The organism is Psychrobacillus sp. FSL K6-2365 (assembly GCF_038003165.1).
Classification (GTDB): domain Bacteria; phylum Bacillota; class Bacilli; order Bacillales_A; family Planococcaceae; genus Psychrobacillus; species Psychrobacillus psychrodurans.
The window spans coordinates 2,977,308-2,993,166 of record NZ_JBBOOO010000001.1; the positions used below are offsets into that span (position 1 = coordinate 2,977,308).

The 15,859-nt window shown below is 43.2% G+C and carries 7 protein-coding genes, 20 tRNA genes and 3 rRNA genes; 1 reads left to right on the plus strand and 29 read right to left on the minus strand.

Features of this window, described 5'->3' with window-relative positions:
- Nucleotides 1-413: 413 nt before the first annotated feature.
- The 5 genes from MKY29_RS14835 to MKY29_RS14855 all read right to left on the minus strand — a co-directional run bounded on the left by MKY29_RS14835 (nt 414) and on the right by MKY29_RS14855 (nt 6,624).
- Nucleotides 414-1,832, minus strand: coding sequence for an o-succinylbenzoate--CoA ligase (locus MKY29_RS14835; protein ID WP_340880178.1), 1,419 nt, complete (start codon nt 1,830-1,832; stop codon nt 414-416).
- 95 nt (nt 1,833-1,927) lie between these two features.
- A complete protein-coding gene (gene menB / locus MKY29_RS14840; protein WP_090564459.1) occupies nt 1,928-2,746 on the minus strand; it encodes a 1,4-dihydroxy-2-naphthoyl-CoA synthase in 819 nt (272 codons plus the stop codon).
- Nucleotides 2,743-3,570, minus strand: coding sequence for a 2-succinyl-6-hydroxy-2,4-cyclohexadiene-1-carboxylate synthase (gene menH / locus MKY29_RS14845; RefSeq protein ID WP_340880179.1), 828 nt, complete (start codon nt 3,568-3,570; stop codon nt 2,743-2,745). Before menH ends, menB begins: the two co-directional genes overlap by 4 nt.
- On the minus strand, nt 3,552-5,270 hold the full coding sequence (menD, locus tag MKY29_RS14850) for a 2-succinyl-5-enolpyruvyl-6-hydroxy-3-cyclohexene-1-carboxylic-acid synthase (RefSeq protein ID WP_340880180.1): 1,719 nt from the start codon (nt 5,268-5,270) through the stop codon (nt 3,552-3,554). Before menD ends, menH begins: the two co-directional genes overlap by 19 nt.
- Complete coding sequence (locus MKY29_RS14855; RefSeq protein ID WP_340880181.1) at nt 5,263-6,624, minus strand: isochorismate synthase; 1,362 nt, start codon at nt 6,622-6,624, stop codon at nt 5,263-5,265. Before MKY29_RS14855 ends, menD begins: the two co-directional genes overlap by 8 nt.
- 152 nt (nt 6,625-6,776) lie before the next feature.
- On the opposite strand from MKY29_RS14855, the gene MKY29_RS14860 reads away from it, so the two are divergent.
- On the plus strand, nt 6,777-7,688 hold the full coding sequence (locus MKY29_RS14860) for a 1,4-dihydroxy-2-naphthoate polyprenyltransferase (protein WP_093496163.1): 912 nt from the start codon (nt 6,777-6,779) through the stop codon (nt 7,686-7,688).
- A 51-nt stretch (nt 7,689-7,739) separates the two neighbouring features.
- On the opposite strand, the gene MKY29_RS14865 is transcribed toward MKY29_RS14860, so the two are convergent.
- The 24 genes from MKY29_RS14865 to MKY29_RS14980 all read right to left on the minus strand — a co-directional run bounded on the left by MKY29_RS14865 (nt 7,740) and on the right by MKY29_RS14980 (nt 15,678).
- The gene (locus tag MKY29_RS14865) at nt 7,740-8,579 is read right to left on the minus strand and encodes a hypothetical protein (RefSeq protein ID WP_093496162.1); all 840 of its coding nucleotides are present in this window, start codon (nt 8,577-8,579) and stop codon (nt 7,740-7,742) included.
- A 215-nt stretch (nt 8,580-8,794) separates the two neighbouring features.
- Nucleotides 8,795-8,866: transfer RNA gene (locus MKY29_RS14870), tRNA-Glu, on the minus strand.
- Between the two features lie 6 nt (nt 8,867-8,872).
- Nucleotides 8,873-8,963, minus strand: a tRNA-Ser gene (locus MKY29_RS14875).
- A 5-nt stretch (nt 8,964-8,968) separates the two neighbouring features.
- Nucleotides 8,969-9,043, minus strand: a tRNA-Asn gene (locus MKY29_RS14880).
- A 4-nt stretch (nt 9,044-9,047) separates the two neighbouring features.
- A tRNA-Ile gene (locus tag MKY29_RS14885) sits at nt 9,048-9,124 on the minus strand.
- A 7-nt stretch (nt 9,125-9,131) separates the two neighbouring features.
- Nucleotides 9,132-9,205, minus strand: a tRNA-Gly gene (locus MKY29_RS14890).
- Between the two features lie 6 nt (nt 9,206-9,211).
- Nucleotides 9,212-9,287, minus strand: a tRNA-Phe gene (locus MKY29_RS14895).
- A gap of 72 nt (nt 9,288-9,359) precedes the next feature.
- Nucleotides 9,360-9,435: transfer RNA gene (locus MKY29_RS14900), tRNA-Asp, on the minus strand.
- A 3-nt stretch (nt 9,436-9,438) separates the two neighbouring features.
- Nucleotides 9,439-9,513 (minus strand) — tRNA-Met (locus tag MKY29_RS14905).
- An 88-nt stretch (nt 9,514-9,601) separates the two neighbouring features.
- Nucleotides 9,602-9,694: transfer RNA gene (locus MKY29_RS14910), tRNA-Ser, on the minus strand.
- Nucleotides 9,695-9,704: 10 nt separating this feature from the next.
- Nucleotides 9,705-9,781, minus strand: a tRNA-Ile gene (locus MKY29_RS14915).
- 6 nt (nt 9,782-9,787) lie between these two features.
- Nucleotides 9,788-9,861 (minus strand) — tRNA-Met (locus MKY29_RS14920).
- 22 nt (nt 9,862-9,883) lie between these two features.
- Nucleotides 9,884-9,959: transfer RNA gene (locus MKY29_RS14925), tRNA-Ala, on the minus strand.
- A gap of 12 nt (nt 9,960-9,971) precedes the next feature.
- Nucleotides 9,972-10,048 (minus strand) — tRNA-Pro (locus MKY29_RS14930).
- A gap of 7 nt (nt 10,049-10,055) precedes the next feature.
- Nucleotides 10,056-10,132: transfer RNA gene (locus MKY29_RS14935), tRNA-Arg, on the minus strand.
- An 18-nt stretch (nt 10,133-10,150) separates the two neighbouring features.
- A tRNA-Leu gene (locus tag MKY29_RS14940) sits at nt 10,151-10,239 on the minus strand.
- Nucleotides 10,240-10,254: 15 nt separating this feature from the next.
- A tRNA-Gly gene (locus MKY29_RS14945) sits at nt 10,255-10,329 on the minus strand.
- Between the two features lie 17 nt (nt 10,330-10,346).
- A tRNA-Leu gene (locus MKY29_RS14950) sits at nt 10,347-10,431 on the minus strand.
- Between the two features lie 23 nt (nt 10,432-10,454).
- A tRNA-Lys gene (locus MKY29_RS14955) sits at nt 10,455-10,527 on the minus strand.
- Nucleotides 10,528-10,533: 6 nt separating this feature from the next.
- A tRNA-Thr gene (locus MKY29_RS14960) sits at nt 10,534-10,609 on the minus strand.
- Nucleotides 10,610-10,622: 13 nt separating this feature from the next.
- Nucleotides 10,623-10,698, minus strand: a tRNA-Val gene (locus MKY29_RS14965).
- A gap of 25 nt (nt 10,699-10,723) precedes the next feature.
- Nucleotides 10,724-10,839, minus strand: a 5S ribosomal RNA gene (gene rrf / locus MKY29_RS14970).
- Nucleotides 10,840-10,960: 121 nt separating this feature from the next.
- A 23S ribosomal RNA gene (locus MKY29_RS14975) occupies nt 10,961-13,889 on the minus strand.
- A gap of 234 nt (nt 13,890-14,123) precedes the next feature.
- Nucleotides 14,124-15,678: ribosomal RNA gene (locus MKY29_RS14980) — 16S ribosomal RNA — on the minus strand.
- The 16S, 23S and 5S rRNA genes sit together here with 20 tRNA genes alongside, the layout of an rRNA operon.
- Nucleotides 15,679-15,859 lie beyond the last annotated feature (181 nt).

A 15,859-nucleotide genomic window follows, 5' to 3' on the forward strand; every position in this document is an offset into this window, starting at 1 on the left:
TGCCTGTCCATCGCCCTTCTACAACTTCTAGAAACAGGCAAATACGTTTTTGGATAACTAGTGAAAAGCTACTTCCCTATACATAGAAGAAGCTCACGAAGATGCAATTTCGTTCGCTATCTTGCTACTTTATTGAGTATATACTTACTATTTCTTTAAAATTCCACTTATATATAAATCATCTACATTACACAATTATCATTAAATTATAGCTTCTCTAATTCAGAATCTTATAGTTGGATATATTGATCTTCGTTACAGGTCGCGACTCCAGTGGGATGAGTGAGACCACGCTAGCGACGGTGATAGCTCATCTCTCACCCCATGAAAAGCATCTACCTGAAAAGGAAATCAGTAGTATTAGTCAATCTTTCAAGTCCAATGAACCCAGTATTCATGGTATATATTTACTATCATATTAACTTTAATAATTCTCTTCTCACTAATTTATTTGCCCCATTGCGAGGCAGCGCATCTATAAAGTGATATTCCTTTGGAAGCTTGTATGATGCAATCTGAGTCTCCATAAAATTCTTTAACTCATCTATTGTAACTTGCTCGGTTACTACAACAAATGCTATTGGAACATGTCCCCATTTGTCATCCTGTCGACCTGTAACCCCTGCTTCAACAACTGATGGATGTTTTACTAGAGCTTGCTCCAATTCTGCCGGATAAATATTTTCACCACCAGATATGATTAAATCTGAGCGTCGATCAACAACGAACAAATATCCTTCCTCATCCAAATAACCAATATCTCCGGTATGAAGCCAGCTGTCTATTAGTGGTTTTTTGGACTCAGCTGCTCCAATATATCCTGTTGTCACATGGGGTCCCTTAATACAAATTTCTCCCATTTTTTCTTCCCCATCTATGCGAACATCTGCAAAGAAAAGTGGCTTTCCGGCTGATCCTAGTTTACGAATAGCATCCTCACTCGATAAGGTCGTCGTTTGTGAGGAGGTTTCGGTCATTCCATACGTTTGCAGTACTGGAATATTTCGTTCAATCGCTCGTTCTAAATAAGATAAAGGAACGGGACCCCCACCAACTAACATCGATTGAAATGAATCAGGAAAATGCTGATTTCTATTTTCTAGAACGGATACAATGCGTTGAAGCATAACCGAAACTAAAGACATTCTAGTAGCTGCTCCATCTAATATTTCATCTACTACTTTTTCTGGATCAAATTTAGTATGTAGACTTACCTTCATTCCATATAACACAGATCGCATAAGAATAGAAAATCCACTTATATGAAACAATGGTACTATACATAGCCAGCAATCGTCTGGATGAATACCTAAATGGAGTGCTGAACCAGTTGCATTCATCACATGATTTTCTAGCGATTGGCGTACTCCTTTTGGTCTTCCTGTAGTACCTGATGTATACATAATGGAAATAGTTCGTTCTTTAGGCCAATCCCTGTCTATAGGATAAGCTTTTCTTTTATGACTATAAATATCATTAAATGAAAACCTTTGACTATAGCTAATTATTCTTTCATGATTATCTAAAAGTAAAATATCTGGTTTACTATCATGGAGCTGATAATTTAATTCTACTTCACTTAAACGTTCATTTAGCATAACTAATTCACAGCTAAGTTGAAGGCAACCATGTATGGCAATTACTAGTTCTGCATTAGAGCTTGATAAAATAGCTATTCTCATGCCAGGTTGAATTCCTTTAGCATGAAGTCTCTCTGCAAATTCATTTGCTTCGTTATAAAGTTGCCCGAATGTCCACACCTCTCCCATAAAGCGTAACGCAATGCGATCTGGTGTTAAATGGGCACGTTTTAATAGTAAATTAGGAAACATTTTGTACTCCTTTTATTATAATTTACATATGTCGATTTCCTATGTAAAAAAGCCATCCTATAAAGGACAGCTTTTTACTTGCAGGATGCTATGCATCACGGAAAACGTGGGAATTGACCAAAATCTGGTTTGCGTTTTTCTTTAAAAGAATCGCGGCCTTCTTTTGCCTCATCCGTTGTATAGTAAAGCAGAGTTGCGTCACCTGCTAATTGTTGAAGACCTGCTAAACCATCCGTATCTGCATTCATCGCAGCTTTTAAGAAACGTAGTGCTGTTGGACTCATTTCTAGCATTTCCTCACACCATTGAACAGTTTCATCCTCTAATTGCGCGTATGGAACTACCGTATTGACTAATCCCATATCAAGTGCTTGCTGTGCATCATATTGACGGCATAAGTACCAAATTTCACGCGCTTTTTTATGTCCGATAATACGTGCTAAATAACCAGAACCGTAGCCGGCATCAAACGATCCAACCTTAGGTCCAGTTTGTCCAAATCTCGCATTATCAGCAGCAATTGTTAAATCACATACTACATGTAAAACATGTCCGCCTCCAATTGCATAACCAGCTACCATTGCTACTACTGGTTTAGGGATTACACGTATAAGACGTTGTAAATCTAGTACGTTTAAACGTGGAATTTCATCTTCTCCTACATATCCACCATGGCCACGTACTTTTTGGTCTCCACCTGAACAGAATGCATGCTCACCTTCACCAGTTAAAATAATGACACCTACATTTTGATCGTCACGAGCACGAGAAAATGCATCTATCATTTCCATTACTGTTTTAGGGCGAAATGCGTTACGCACCTCCGGACGGTTAATTGTTACCTTAGCAATCCCGTTGTAGAACTCATACTTAATGTCTTCATATGTATGTAATGTTGTCCATTCGCGAGTCATTTTACATCCTCCTTTAAAATAATATCCTTTACTATTGTAGCAAACAATTCAGGATTTTCCACATGAATTGCATGTCCTACATCTCTTATTTCTATATGTGCAACATCTGGAAGGTATTTTTTCATCTTTTTCGCAAGCTTGCTAAATTTTTCATCTAGCTCTCCTGTTAACAAAAATGTCGGTGTGTTAATTTCTTCGAGCTTGTGCCAATAGGAAGGTTGCACCCCTGTACCAAATCCACGTAAGCTATTAGCTAGGCCAATTTCAGAACCCGCAAGTCGTTCCTCTCGTATCTGCTGCTGTGTCTCCAAAGACAATTGGCGTTGAGTATGAAATAAAGGAATCCCTTCCCAAAAATGCACAAAGGATGTGAGCCCTTTATTCAATATTCGATCAGCAAGGAGCTCATCTGATTGTTTTCTATTTAAACGTTGTTCTATCTCAGTAATACCAGGGGAACTACTTTCAAGGATTAACCTATCAACAGGATATCGGCTTGCATAGGATAGAGCTAATCGACCACCCATTGAATAACCAACTAGCGTAAAGTTACTCCACTTAAGCTGATGAAACAATGCATGTAAGTCTGCTATCTGCTCCTCTACAGCGTAACGGGTTGAATTCATAGGCTTCGAAGTTACTCCGTGACCGATAAGATCAATGGTTAAAATATCAAATGTATTGGGTAGAAAAGAAATTACTTCATTCCATGTATTTGTAGAACCTGTAAAACCATGCAATAACACTATTCTTTCCTTAGCCCCATTATTATATCTGTTGAAATGGATATCAATCCCACGGACATTTACAGTTGTACTTTCCAAACCGAGTCCAGCTCCTTCGAAATTTCATCCCATAATTTGCGATGTGTTTCTGTATTAACTTGTCTATTCGTAAATACCTCAATAATACGAATATCCTTTAACTTCTCCCCAGTAAGGGCTGCTTTAAAATCTTCCTTCGAATGAACGGCAGAGTATTGTGCATTATACATAGCTGCTATATGTGAAAACTCTAATCCTGTCGGAGTACCAAATAAATGCTCAAAATAATTGGTTTCTGTAGACTGAGGTAAATAAGAGAAAATACCACCGCCATCATTATTCATAACGATAATTGTCATATCGGTACGGTGGAATCGAGTCACAATCAAACCATTCAAATCATGTAAGAACGCTAAGTCCCCTATTAGCAAATACCCTGGACGATTTAAAGCTGCTTGAGCTCCGATTGCTGTAGAAACTACTCCGTCGATTCCATTAGTTCCTCTGTTTGCATAGAGCTGAATATCTTTGGACGTTTTATTGAAAAAAGTATCAAGGTCTCGTATTGGCATACTGCTACTAGCAAATAAATAGGAATTATCTTGTAGTGTTTCAAACAACATGCCTGCCAATGCACCTTCATCTGTTTCATTTTGAATATAGCTGTTCACATGATTAGTAGCAATTTCATTTGCTTGAGACCAGGAATCGGCATATTTAGAGGAAGCTTTTTCAAGTGTTTTTATCCATAACGCCCCTGCCTCAACCTGAACATGATGTGTAGCGATATGAAGTGAATCACGAAAAATAGGACTTTCATCTACAACGATAAATACTGAAGGCTTACAAGACTTTAAAAACAGCATTAATGGCTTGGAAACAGGCTGTGCCCCAAAACGAACGACTACATTAGGAACAGCCACTTTTTTAAAAGCATCATTTTTTAGAATTGCATCATATTGATCTATACATAAATCCATACATTCGTCAGGTATGGATGCCCGTAAATTAGATAAAGGGTCCACTAGAACTGGCCACCGTACTTGTTTTGCAAATTCCCAAAAACCATCAGTAGTTTGAAGTGAATCTCCTACTATAAATAATCCTCTCTCCTCATTTTGTAGTATATCTTTATACCATTCTAGAAACTCTGCACTTGGCACTAACTTTCCTATTTCCGAAACTTGCATGTTCACATTTGATGTTGTTTGTTCCATATCAAGTAATAACGGTTCACGGAATGGTACATTTATATGGACTGGTCCCATCGGAAAAACTCTAGATGTAGACACTGCGCGCTGAATATGACGCTCTACAAAAGCAAGGCTCTCTTCATTTTGTTCGGGTAGTGGGAAATCTACACTCCACTTCACATGCTTTCCGTACAAATGAAGTTGATCGATTGCTTGTGGAGCTCCTACCTCTCTGAGTTCATGAGGCCGATCAGCTGTAATGACCAACAAAGGTACACGTGCGTAATATGCTTCCACTATCGCTGGGAAAAAATTTGCTGCTGCTGTTCCTGAAGTACATAAAAGAACAACAGGATTTTTTTTAGCTTTCGCAATACCAAGCGCAAAGTAACCAGCCGAGCGCTCATCTATTTGTCGATAAAATTGAAATCCTTCATGTTTAGCAAATGCATACGCAAGTGGAGTAGACCTTGAGCCAGGACACATTACTATATCCTGAACTCCTGCCTGTTTAATCGTTTCTACTAAGTGATTTACATAAGAAGTTAAATACTCGATGTTAGTCATTCATGTTTCCTCCAAGAGTTCGAAGCATCGGACGGAACTTCACTCGTGTTTCTTCAAATTCTTCTAAAGAGGATGATTCAGCAACAATTCCGCCACCTGCATATAAGTAGGCATGTTCATTTTCCACTAAAGCAGAACGTATCCCAACTGCGAACTCCCCGTCTCCTTCAGCATTTATCCAACCGATTGGAGCAGCATAATATCCACGATTCATCTGTTCGGATTCACGAATAATTTTAATCGCATCCTGACGAGGCTCTCCTCCTAATGCTGGTGTTGGGTGTAAAGCTTGTACTAATTCAAATAATGAAGACTCCTTTTTAAGGTCTCCTTCAATTGGAGAATATAGATGTTGGATATCTCTAATCTTCATAAGCTTTGGTCTAGTTGGTACTTTAATATCCTCACAATATTGCATAAATACCTTCTTAATCATTTCTACAACATATTTATGCTCACCTAAGTTTTTGGGATCTGTTAATAATGAATCTCCTAACTCTTTGTCCTCGAGAGAATTCTTCCCTCTTCTAATGGAACCCGCAAGCCCTGCAGATTGAGCTTTATTATTCTCCACTTTTACAAGTCGCTCAGGAGTTGCGCCAAAGAAGATTTTTTCATCATTCTCTAAACCAAATAAATAACTTTCTGGTTGCTCCATCGATGCATTATATATTGCCGTTGCAGGAGAAAAAGTATCGTTAAATGTTAGTTTTAGAGATCGGGCAATTACTACTTTTTGTATCTCATCTTCTCGGATTCTCTTCGTTACATCCTCTACAGCGTGCAAATATTCATCTTTCAAGCGATCTTCTCGTTTGATTAGTGTTGGTTTAGCATGTACCTTTAACTCTTTTACCTGAGCAGTGTGTATTAACGCATCTCTTTCTATACGTAGTTGTTCAAAAGGTTCCATGCTTTTCACTTCATCCGTTATATAATGAATATTAACGAATGCTTGGTCATGCTGAATAACTAACTGAAATTTAGATACGACAAAGAAGGCAGAAGGGAACGTATCCCATTCCGATGAAACCTTGTTTTTAGGATCAAATGAAAATCCACCAAATAGAATTGGAGATACATCTGCCTTTTCCTTTAATGAAGACTGACATAGTTTCTTCCACTTCGCATCAATATCCTTGTATCTATTATCTTCTAAATTATTTGCAATAATATGAGCATGTCCCAATCCTACTAAAGTTAACGTCTTCTCTTTGTTTTGCCAAAAATAACGTTTCCCTCTATATAATTCATCCCCTGCTTCAAAGAATGCCTGGGCAGACAATCTTGAGACTTCTATTGTTTCCGTATAAAAACGGTATTTTGTATCAATGGTACCGGTGGTTTTCGGCATAAATATGACCTCCGTTTAATAACTACTCTTTTATCTAGGTTAATTAAATTACTCTACCCTTAATCATACATCTTTCTACACATTTCAGCACACATTTAGCCATAAATTTATGCTAAAATTGAGATTGGATTCTTTTAAAGGAGAGAAAAATTATGTCACATGAATTTCAAGCAGACAAAGGTTGGCGTGTTTGGTGGAAATTAACAAGGCCACATACTCTTACTGCTTCATTTGCACCTGTTTTTTTAGGTACAATGATTGCCCTATACGAGGCAAATATTGACTGGCTATTATTTATTGCTATGTTATTAGCTTGTCTTCTAATACAAGCTGCTACAAATATGTTTAACGAGTATTATGATTTTGTACGAGGACTTGATAGTGAGGAATCGGTTGGTATAGGAGGAGCAATAGTACGTAATGGTGTAAAACCCAAAACCGTTATGCAACTAGCTCTATTACTATATTTAATAGCAGCTATTTTAGGAATTTATATTTGTTATGAAAGCTCTTGGCTATTATTAGTAGTTGGTGCAATTTCTATGGCCGTTGGATACTTCTATACTGGTGGACCTTACCCTATTTCTAGTACTCCATTTGGAGAGTTATTCAGTGGATTGTTCATGGGAATGCTCATTGTTTTAATTGCAGTATATATTCAAGTTGGTTCAGTACCACTATTTGCTGTTTGGTTATCTGTACCAAGTGCCCTGTTAGTTGCTGCAATAATGCTTTCTAATAATATTCGCGATTTAGTCGAAGACACCATAGGTGGACGAAAAACGATGGCTATATTAGTTGGTAGGAAGAACGCCATTACTATTTTAGCTTCTTATTTTATTTTGTCTTATCTTTGGATTATTGCTTTAGTTGTTTTGCAAATAATCACTCCATGGAGTTTATTGGTTTTGTTAAGTATGAAAAAACCTATACATGCGATAAAACTATTTAAACAAACAGAAAATCCAGTTCAGGTTGCGCCTGCTATGAAAGACACCGCACTTACGAATACGATTTTTGTATTCCTTTTAGGCTTAGGTCTATTGATTGGCTATTATGTATAATATTTTAAAAAACCAGAATGCTATTAAAAAGCTAGCACTCTGGTTTTTTTCTTATTTATATGATAATAACTCTGCTTTAAGTACACCTTTTTTATCGACAAGCTTGATAATTCCGATTCCGGGTGCGATATAGAACGTGTAGCCATAGTTTGTACGAACAACTACCACGTTTTGGAATGTTCCGGCTTTTACTTTAACCGTACTAGTAGTACTTTCCACAAATACATTATAAAAAGCTTGATTGTTGTCCTCTGTTAGATAATATTCTCTCGTTGTTTTTCCTTCAATCAATGGAAAAGCGAGATCAAGTATGGCCCAATCTGTATGACTTACCCCAAATATTAAACGATCTTTACGTTCAATATAAGTAAAATTATTTAGGATATCACCTTTCTTCTTTAAAAAAGCTTCCGTCATATCGTATTCAGAATTATAGGAATCACTAACAGTAAATTCATTTTGTGTATTTTCAGTAAAGCTAGGAGAATAAACAAGCTTCATCCCTGCTTTTGGTGTTAGCCCACCTATTACTTCTTTATTAAGCAAAGCTAGCTTACTTTTAGATGGAGTTTCATATTTCACTTTAGAACCTTTTTGTATGAAACTACTTGCCCCTACTCCATATAAGCCACCATTTGTTCCCTTATACGTATAGACTCTATATTCATCACCTTTTTTTAGTGTGCGTACTTTATTAAGTGATCCATTGGAGCCAACTTTAACTAAATTCGTGTCTGCAAGAATTGTTACTTTACCTATTTGCCCTTGTTTTAACTCTGTTTTTCCCCACATAACTTTGTTTGTAGCTGCGTCTGCTTGCATGTGACCTAAGCTTGTGAAGCCTAACGCTAGTACAAGTATGAGCATAACTTTACTAAATTTTTGAAACAACTATAACCTCTCCCTTCAATAGAAATGATATCATATTTTAAATTCACTCTATATATAACCTAGGGTTCATTATTTATGCGTTATCACTGGTCATTATGTTGTATGCATTCTATTGAATGACCGTTCCATACATCGACATAGAAAAAGAGAAAGGAATAAAATAAAAGTTAAAAATAAAAAAAGGTAACCAATGATTGGTTACCTTTTTTTGAGTATGACCCCTACGGGATTCGAACCCGTGTTACCGCCGTGAAAGGGCGGTGTCTTAACCGCTTGACCAAGGGGCCAATATATGGCGGAGAAGGAGGGATTTGAACCCTCGCGCCGGTTGCCCGACCTACACCCTTAGCAGGGGCGCCTCTTCAGCCACTTGAGTACTTCCCCATATATGGCTCCGAAGGTAGGACTCGAACCTACGACCGATCGATTAACAGTCGATTGCTCTACCACTGAGCTACTTCGGAATAATGGTGGGCCTAAATGGACTCGAACCATCGACCTCACGCTTATCAGGCGTGCGCTCTAACCAGCTGAGCTATAGGCCCATTATTTTGGAGCGGGTGAAGAGAATCGAACTCTCATCATCAGCTTGGAAGGCTGAGGTTTTACCACTAAACTACACCCGCATTAAATGGTGGCTCAGGACGGAATCGAACCGCCGACACAAGGATTTTCAGTCCTTTGCTCTACCGACTGAGCTACTGAGCCTCTTCAATTTTAAATTAAGCTAATTATTCAAGCCAAATTTCCAATTGATATGTATTAACATTCATATATAAATGGCGGTCCCGACCGGGATCGAACCGGCGATCTCCTGCGTGACAGGCAGGCATGTTAACCGCTACACCACGGGACCATTTGGTTGCGGGGACAGGATTTGAACCTGCGACCTTCGGGTTATGAGCCCGACGAGCTACCACTGCTCCACCCCGCGACGTTATATATTTACAAAATCGATGGTACATTGCTTAAAAATAGTGAGACACATTCTTCGGCTTACACCTGCATCAATTAGATTAAAATGGAGGAGGAAGAGGGATTCGAACCCCCGCGCGGTATGACCCGCCTGTCGGTTTTCAAGACCGATCCCTTCAGCCAGACTTGGGTATTCCTCCAAGATATTGATGGTGGACCTTGCAGGACTCGAACCTGCGACCGGACGGTTATGAGCCGTCTGCTCTAACCAACTGAGCTAAAGGTCCTTAAGATGGCGGCAGAGGGAGTCGAACCCACGACCTTTCGGGTATGAACCGAGTGCTCTAGCCAACTGAGCTACACCGCCAAGATTTCAACTTTTTTTAAAATGGTGGAGCCTAGCGGGATCGAACCGCTGACCTCCTGCGTGCAAGGCAGGCGCTCTCCCAGCTGAGCTAAGGCCCCGAAAATAATAACTGGTCGGGAAGACAGGATTCGAACCTGCGACCCCTTGGTCCCAAACCAAGTGCTCTACCAAGCTGAGCTACTTCCCGTCAAATATGGTGCGCTCGGCAGGACTCGAACCTGCAACCTCTTGATTCGTAGTCAAGTGCTCTATCCAATTGAGCTACGAGCGCATATGTTTTTCATAAAAGTGGTGCCGAGGACCGGAATCGAACCGGTACGGTAGTCACCTACCGCAGGATTTTAAGTCCTGTGCGTCTGCCAGTTCCGCCACCCCGGCACTTTAGTGAATCTTTGGAGCGGAAGACGAGGTTCGAACTCGCGACCCCCACCTTGGCAAGGTGGTGTTCTACCACTGAACTACTTCCGCTCGGTTATTAAATTAAATGGTGCGGGTGAAGGGAGTCGAACCCCCACGCCTTGCGGCGCTAGATCCTAAGTCTAGTGCGTCTGCCAGTTCCGCCACACCCGCATACATTATTCACTATAAAGTGATGAGCCATGTAGGATTCGAACCTACGACCCTCTGATTAAAAGTCAGATGCTCTACCAACTGAGCTAATGGCTCTAAAAATGGTGCCGGAGAAAGGACTTGAACCCTCAACCTACTGATTACAAGTCAGTTGCTCTACCAGTTGAGCTACTCCGGCAGGAGTAAATATATGGTGGAGGATGACGGGCTCGAACCGCCGACCCTCTGCTTGTAAGGCAGATGCTCTCCCAGCTGAGCTAATCCTCCTGGGTAAATTATGTATTTATTGCAAGCCCAGCGACGTCCTACTCTCACAGGGGGAGACCCCCAACTACCATCGGCGCTGAAGAGCTTAACTTCCGTGTTCGGTATGGGAACGGGTGTGACCTCTTCGCCATCATCACTAGACTTGAATACTTTTGAAAGACATGCTTTATTATAACAACTCTGTAGAATTTTTCAAGGGTTATTTAATAAAAAATTTATTCTTTCAAAACTGGATAAACGACATTGTTACGTTAAACAAAATTTGGTTAAGTCCTCGATCGATTAGTATTCGTCAGCTGCACGTGTCGCCACGCTTCCACCCCGAACCTATCTACCTCATCGTCTTTGAGGGATCTTACTTACTTGCGTAATGGGAAATCTCATCTTGAGGGGGGCTTCGTGCTTAGATGCTTTCAGCACTTATCCCGTCCACACATAGCTACCCAGCGATGCTCTTGGCAGAACAACTGGTACACCAGCGGTGTGTCCATCCCGGTCCTCTCGTACTAAGGACAGCTCCTCTCAAATTTCCTACGCCCACGACGGATAGGGACCGAACTGTCTCACGACGTTCTGAACCCAGCTCGCGTACCGCTTTAATGGGCGAACAGCCCAACCCTTGGGACCGACTACAGCCCCAGGATGCGATGAGCCGACATCGAGGTGCCAAACCTCCCCGTCGATGTGGACTCTTGGGGGAGATAAGCCTGTTATCCCCGGGGTAGCTTTTATCCGTTGAGCGATGGCCCTTCCATGCGGAACCACCGGATCACTAAGCCCGTCTTTCGACCCTGCTCGACTTGTAGGTCTCGCAGTCAAGCTCCCTTCTGCCTTTACACTCTTCGAATGATTTCCAACCATTCTGAGGGAACCTTTGGGCGCCTCCGTTACACTTTAGGAGGCGACCGCCCCAGTCAAACTACCCGCCTGACACTGTCTCCTACCCGGGTTACGGGTATGGGTTAGAATTTCAATACAACCAGGGCAGTATCCCACCGACGCCTCCTCCGAAGCTGGCGCTCCGGGCTCTAAGGCTCCTGCCTATCCTGTACAAGTTGCACCAAAATTCAATATCAAGCTATAGTAAAGCTCCACGGGGTCTTTCCGTCCTGTCGCGGGTAACCTGCATCTTCACAGGTACTATAATTTCACCGAGTCTCTCGTTGAGACAGTGCCCAGATCGTTACGCCTTTCGTGCGGGTCGGAACTTACCCGACAAGGAATTTCGCTACCTTAGGACCGTTATAGTTACGGCCGCCGTTTACTGGGGCTTCAATTCGCACCTTCGCTTGCGCTAAGCACTCCTCTTAACCTTCCAGCACCGGGCAGGCGTCAGCCCCTATACTTCACCTTACGGTTTTGCAGAGACCTGTGTTTTTGCTAAACAGTCGCCTGGGCCTATTCACTGCGGCTCTTCTAGGCTATGCACCCAAAAGAGCACCCCTTCTCCCGAAGTTACGGGGTCATTTTGCCGAGTTCCTTAACGAGAGTTCTCTCGCTCACCTTAGGATTCTCTCCTCGACTACCTGTGTCGGTTTGCGGTACGGGCACCTATCACCTCGCTAGAGGCTTTTCTTGGCAGTGTGAAATCAGGAACTCCGGACATACGTCCTCGCCATCACAGCTCAATGTTATAGAATGCGGATTTGCCTACATTCACACCTTACTGCTTGGACATGCATAACCAACAGCATGCTTACCCTATCCTTCTGCGTCCCCCCATTACTCAAACGGTGGTTTGGTGGTACAGGAATATCAACCTGTTATCCATCGCCTACGCCTATCGGCCTCGGCTTAGGTCCCGACTAACCCTGAGCGGACGAGCCTTCCTCAGGAAACCTTAGTCATACGGTGGACGGGATTCTCACCCGTCTTTCGCTACTCATACCGGCATTCTCACTTCTAAGCGCTCCACCAGTCCTTCCGGTCTGACTTCAACGCCCTTAGAACGCTCTCCTACCACTGATACCAAAGGTATCAATCCACAGCTTCGGTGATTTGTTTAGCCCCGATACATTTTCGGCGCAGCGTCACTCGACCAGTGAGCTATTACGCACTCTTTAAATGATGGCTGCTTCTAAGCCAACATCCTGGTTGTCTAAGCAACGCCACATCCTTTTCCACTTAACAAATACTTTGGGACCTTAGCTGGTGGTCTGGGCTGTTTCCCTCTTGACTACGGATCTTATCACTCGCAGTCTGACTCCCAAACATAAATCATTGGCATTCGGAGTTTGTCTGAATTCGGTAACCCGGGATGGGCCCCTAGTCCAAACAGTGCTCTACCTCCAAGATTCTAACGTTTGAGGCTAGCCCTAAAGCTATTTCGGAGAGAACCAGCTATCTCCAGGTTCGATTGGAATTTCTCCGCTACCCACACCTCATCCCCGCACTTTTCAACGTGCGTGGGTTCGGACCTCCAGTAAGTGTTACCTTACCTTCATCCTGGACATGGGTAGATCACCTGGTTTCGGGTCTACGACCACATACTCATTCGCCCTATTCAGACTCGCTTTCGCTGCGGCTCCGTCTTCTCAACTTAACCTTGCATGTAATCGTAACTCGCCGGTTCATTCTACAAAAGGCACGCTATCACCCATTAACGGGCTCTAACTACTTGTAGGCACACGGTTTCAGGATCTATTTCACTCCCCTTCCGGGGTGCTTTTCACCTTTCCCTCACGGTACTGGTTCACTATCGGTCACTAGGTAGTATTTAGCCTTGGGAGATGGTCCTCCCGGATTCCGACGGAATTTCACGTGTTCCGCCGTACTCAGGATACACTCAAGAGAGAATGAATTTTGGACTACGGGGCTTTTACCCTATCCTGCGGACCTTTCCAGATCGCTTCGTCTAACTCATTCCTTTGTAACTCTATGTAGAGTGTCCTACAACCCCAAGAGGCAAGCCTCTTGGTTTGGGCTATTCCCGTTTCGCTCGCCGCTACTCAGGGAATCGATTTTTCTTTCTCTTCCTCCAGGTACTTAGATGTTTCAGTTCCCTGGGTGTGTCTCAGATGCGCTATGTATTCACGCAAATGTACTGCTCCATTACGAACAGTGGGTTTCCCCATTCGGAAATCTCCGGATCAAAGCTCACTTACAGCTCCCCGAAGCATATCGGTGTTAGTGCCGTCCTTCGTCGACTCCTAGTGCCAAGGCATTCACCGTGCGCCCTTATTAACTTAACCTAAAAGTTAAAAAGTCTTACACGTTGTGATTACGTAAATAATCACAACAGAATTTCTTGTTGTTTATTGTTTCAATGTCGTTTTATCCAGTTTTCAAAGAACAAAGGTTTGCTCACTTTGCGACGAGTAATCGCAGGAGCAAGAGTTGAATCTTCATATAAAAATGAACATTCAAAACTGAACTGCAAAACGTTAAGATACGAATAAAGATTCGTATTCCGATATTATCCTTAGAAAGGAGGTGATCCAGCCGCACCTTCCGATACGGCTACCTTGTTACGACTTCACCCCAATCATCTGTCCCACCTTCGGCGGCTGGCTCCCGTAAGGGTTACCCCACCGACTTCGGGTGTTACAAACTCTCGTGGTGTGACGGGCGGTGTGTACAAGGCCCGGGAACGTATTCACCGTGGCATGCTGATCCACGATTACTAGCGATTCCGGCTTCATGTAGGCGAGTTGCAGCCTACAATCCGAACTGAGAACGGTTTTATGGGATTTGCTCACCCTCGCGGGGTTGCGACCCTCTGTACCGTCCATTGTAGCACGTGTGTAGCCCAGGTCATAAGGGGCATGATGATTTGACGTCATCCCCACCTTCCTCCGGTTTATCACCGGCAGTCACCTTAGAGTGCCCAACTGAATGCTGGCAACTAAGATCAAGGGTTGCGCTCGTTGCGGGACTTAACCCAACATCTCACGACACGAGCTGACGACAACCATGCACCACCTGTCACCGCTGTCCCCGAAGGGAAAAGCCTATCTCTAGGCCGGTCAGCGGGATGTCAAGACCTGGTAAGGTTCTTCGCGTTGCTTCGAATTAAACCACATGCTCCACCGCTTGTGCGGGCCCCCGTCAATTCCTTTGAGTTTCAGTCTTGCGACCGTACTCCCCAGGCGGAGTGCTTAATGCGTTAGCTGCAGCACTAAGGGGCGGAAACCCCCTAACACTTAGCACTCATCGTTTACGGCGTGGACTACCAGGGTATCTAATCCTGTTTGCTCCCCACGCTTTCGCGCCTCAGCGTCAGTTACAGACCAGAAAGCCGCCTTCGCCACTGGTGTTCCTCCAAATCTCTACGCATTTCACCGCTACACTTGGAATTCCGCTTTCCTCTTCTGTACTCAAGTCCCCCAGTTTCCAATGACCTTCCACGGTTGAGCCGTGGGATTTCACATCAGACTTAAAGGACCGCCTGCGCGCGCTTTACGCCCAATAATTCCGGACAACGCTTGCCACCTACGTATTACCGCGGCTGCTGGCACGTAGTTAGCCGTGGCTTTCTAATGAGGTACCGTCAAGGTACGAGCAGTTACTCTCGTACTTGTTCTTCCCTCACAACAGAGTTTTACGATCCGAAAACCTTCTTCACTCACGCGGCATTGCTCCATCAGACTTTCGTCCATTGTGGAAGATTCCCTACTGCTGCCTCCCGTAGGAGTCTGGGCCGTGTCTCAGTCCCAGTGTGGCCGATCACCCTCTCAGGTCGGCTACGCATCGTCGCCTTGGTGAGCCGTTACCTCACCAACTAGCTAATGCGCCGCGGGCCCATCCTGTAGTGACAGCGAGATGCCGTCTTTTAACATCTCCCCATGTGAGGAAATGGATTATTCGGTATTAGCCCCGGTTTCCCGGAGTTATCCCAATCTACAGGGCAGGTTGCCCACGTGTTACTCACCCGTCCGCCGCTAAATCAGAAGAAGCAAGCTTCTTCATCATTCGCTCGACTTGCATGTATTAGGCATGCCGCCAGCGTTCGTCCTGAGCCAGGATCAAACTCTCCATAATAGTTGGCTTTCGATATGCGGCGCATTTCTTCGTCAACTTCGTTCGTTCAGTCGGTCACGTACGTTAGTACGCTCCCTCTTTCACTCACTTGTTTCCTTGAACTACTTGCATCTCGAAACCCAACAAATAGAACTAGTTCAAAAGCTCATTTTGTTTTGCTGGCATCATCATTAAATGATGT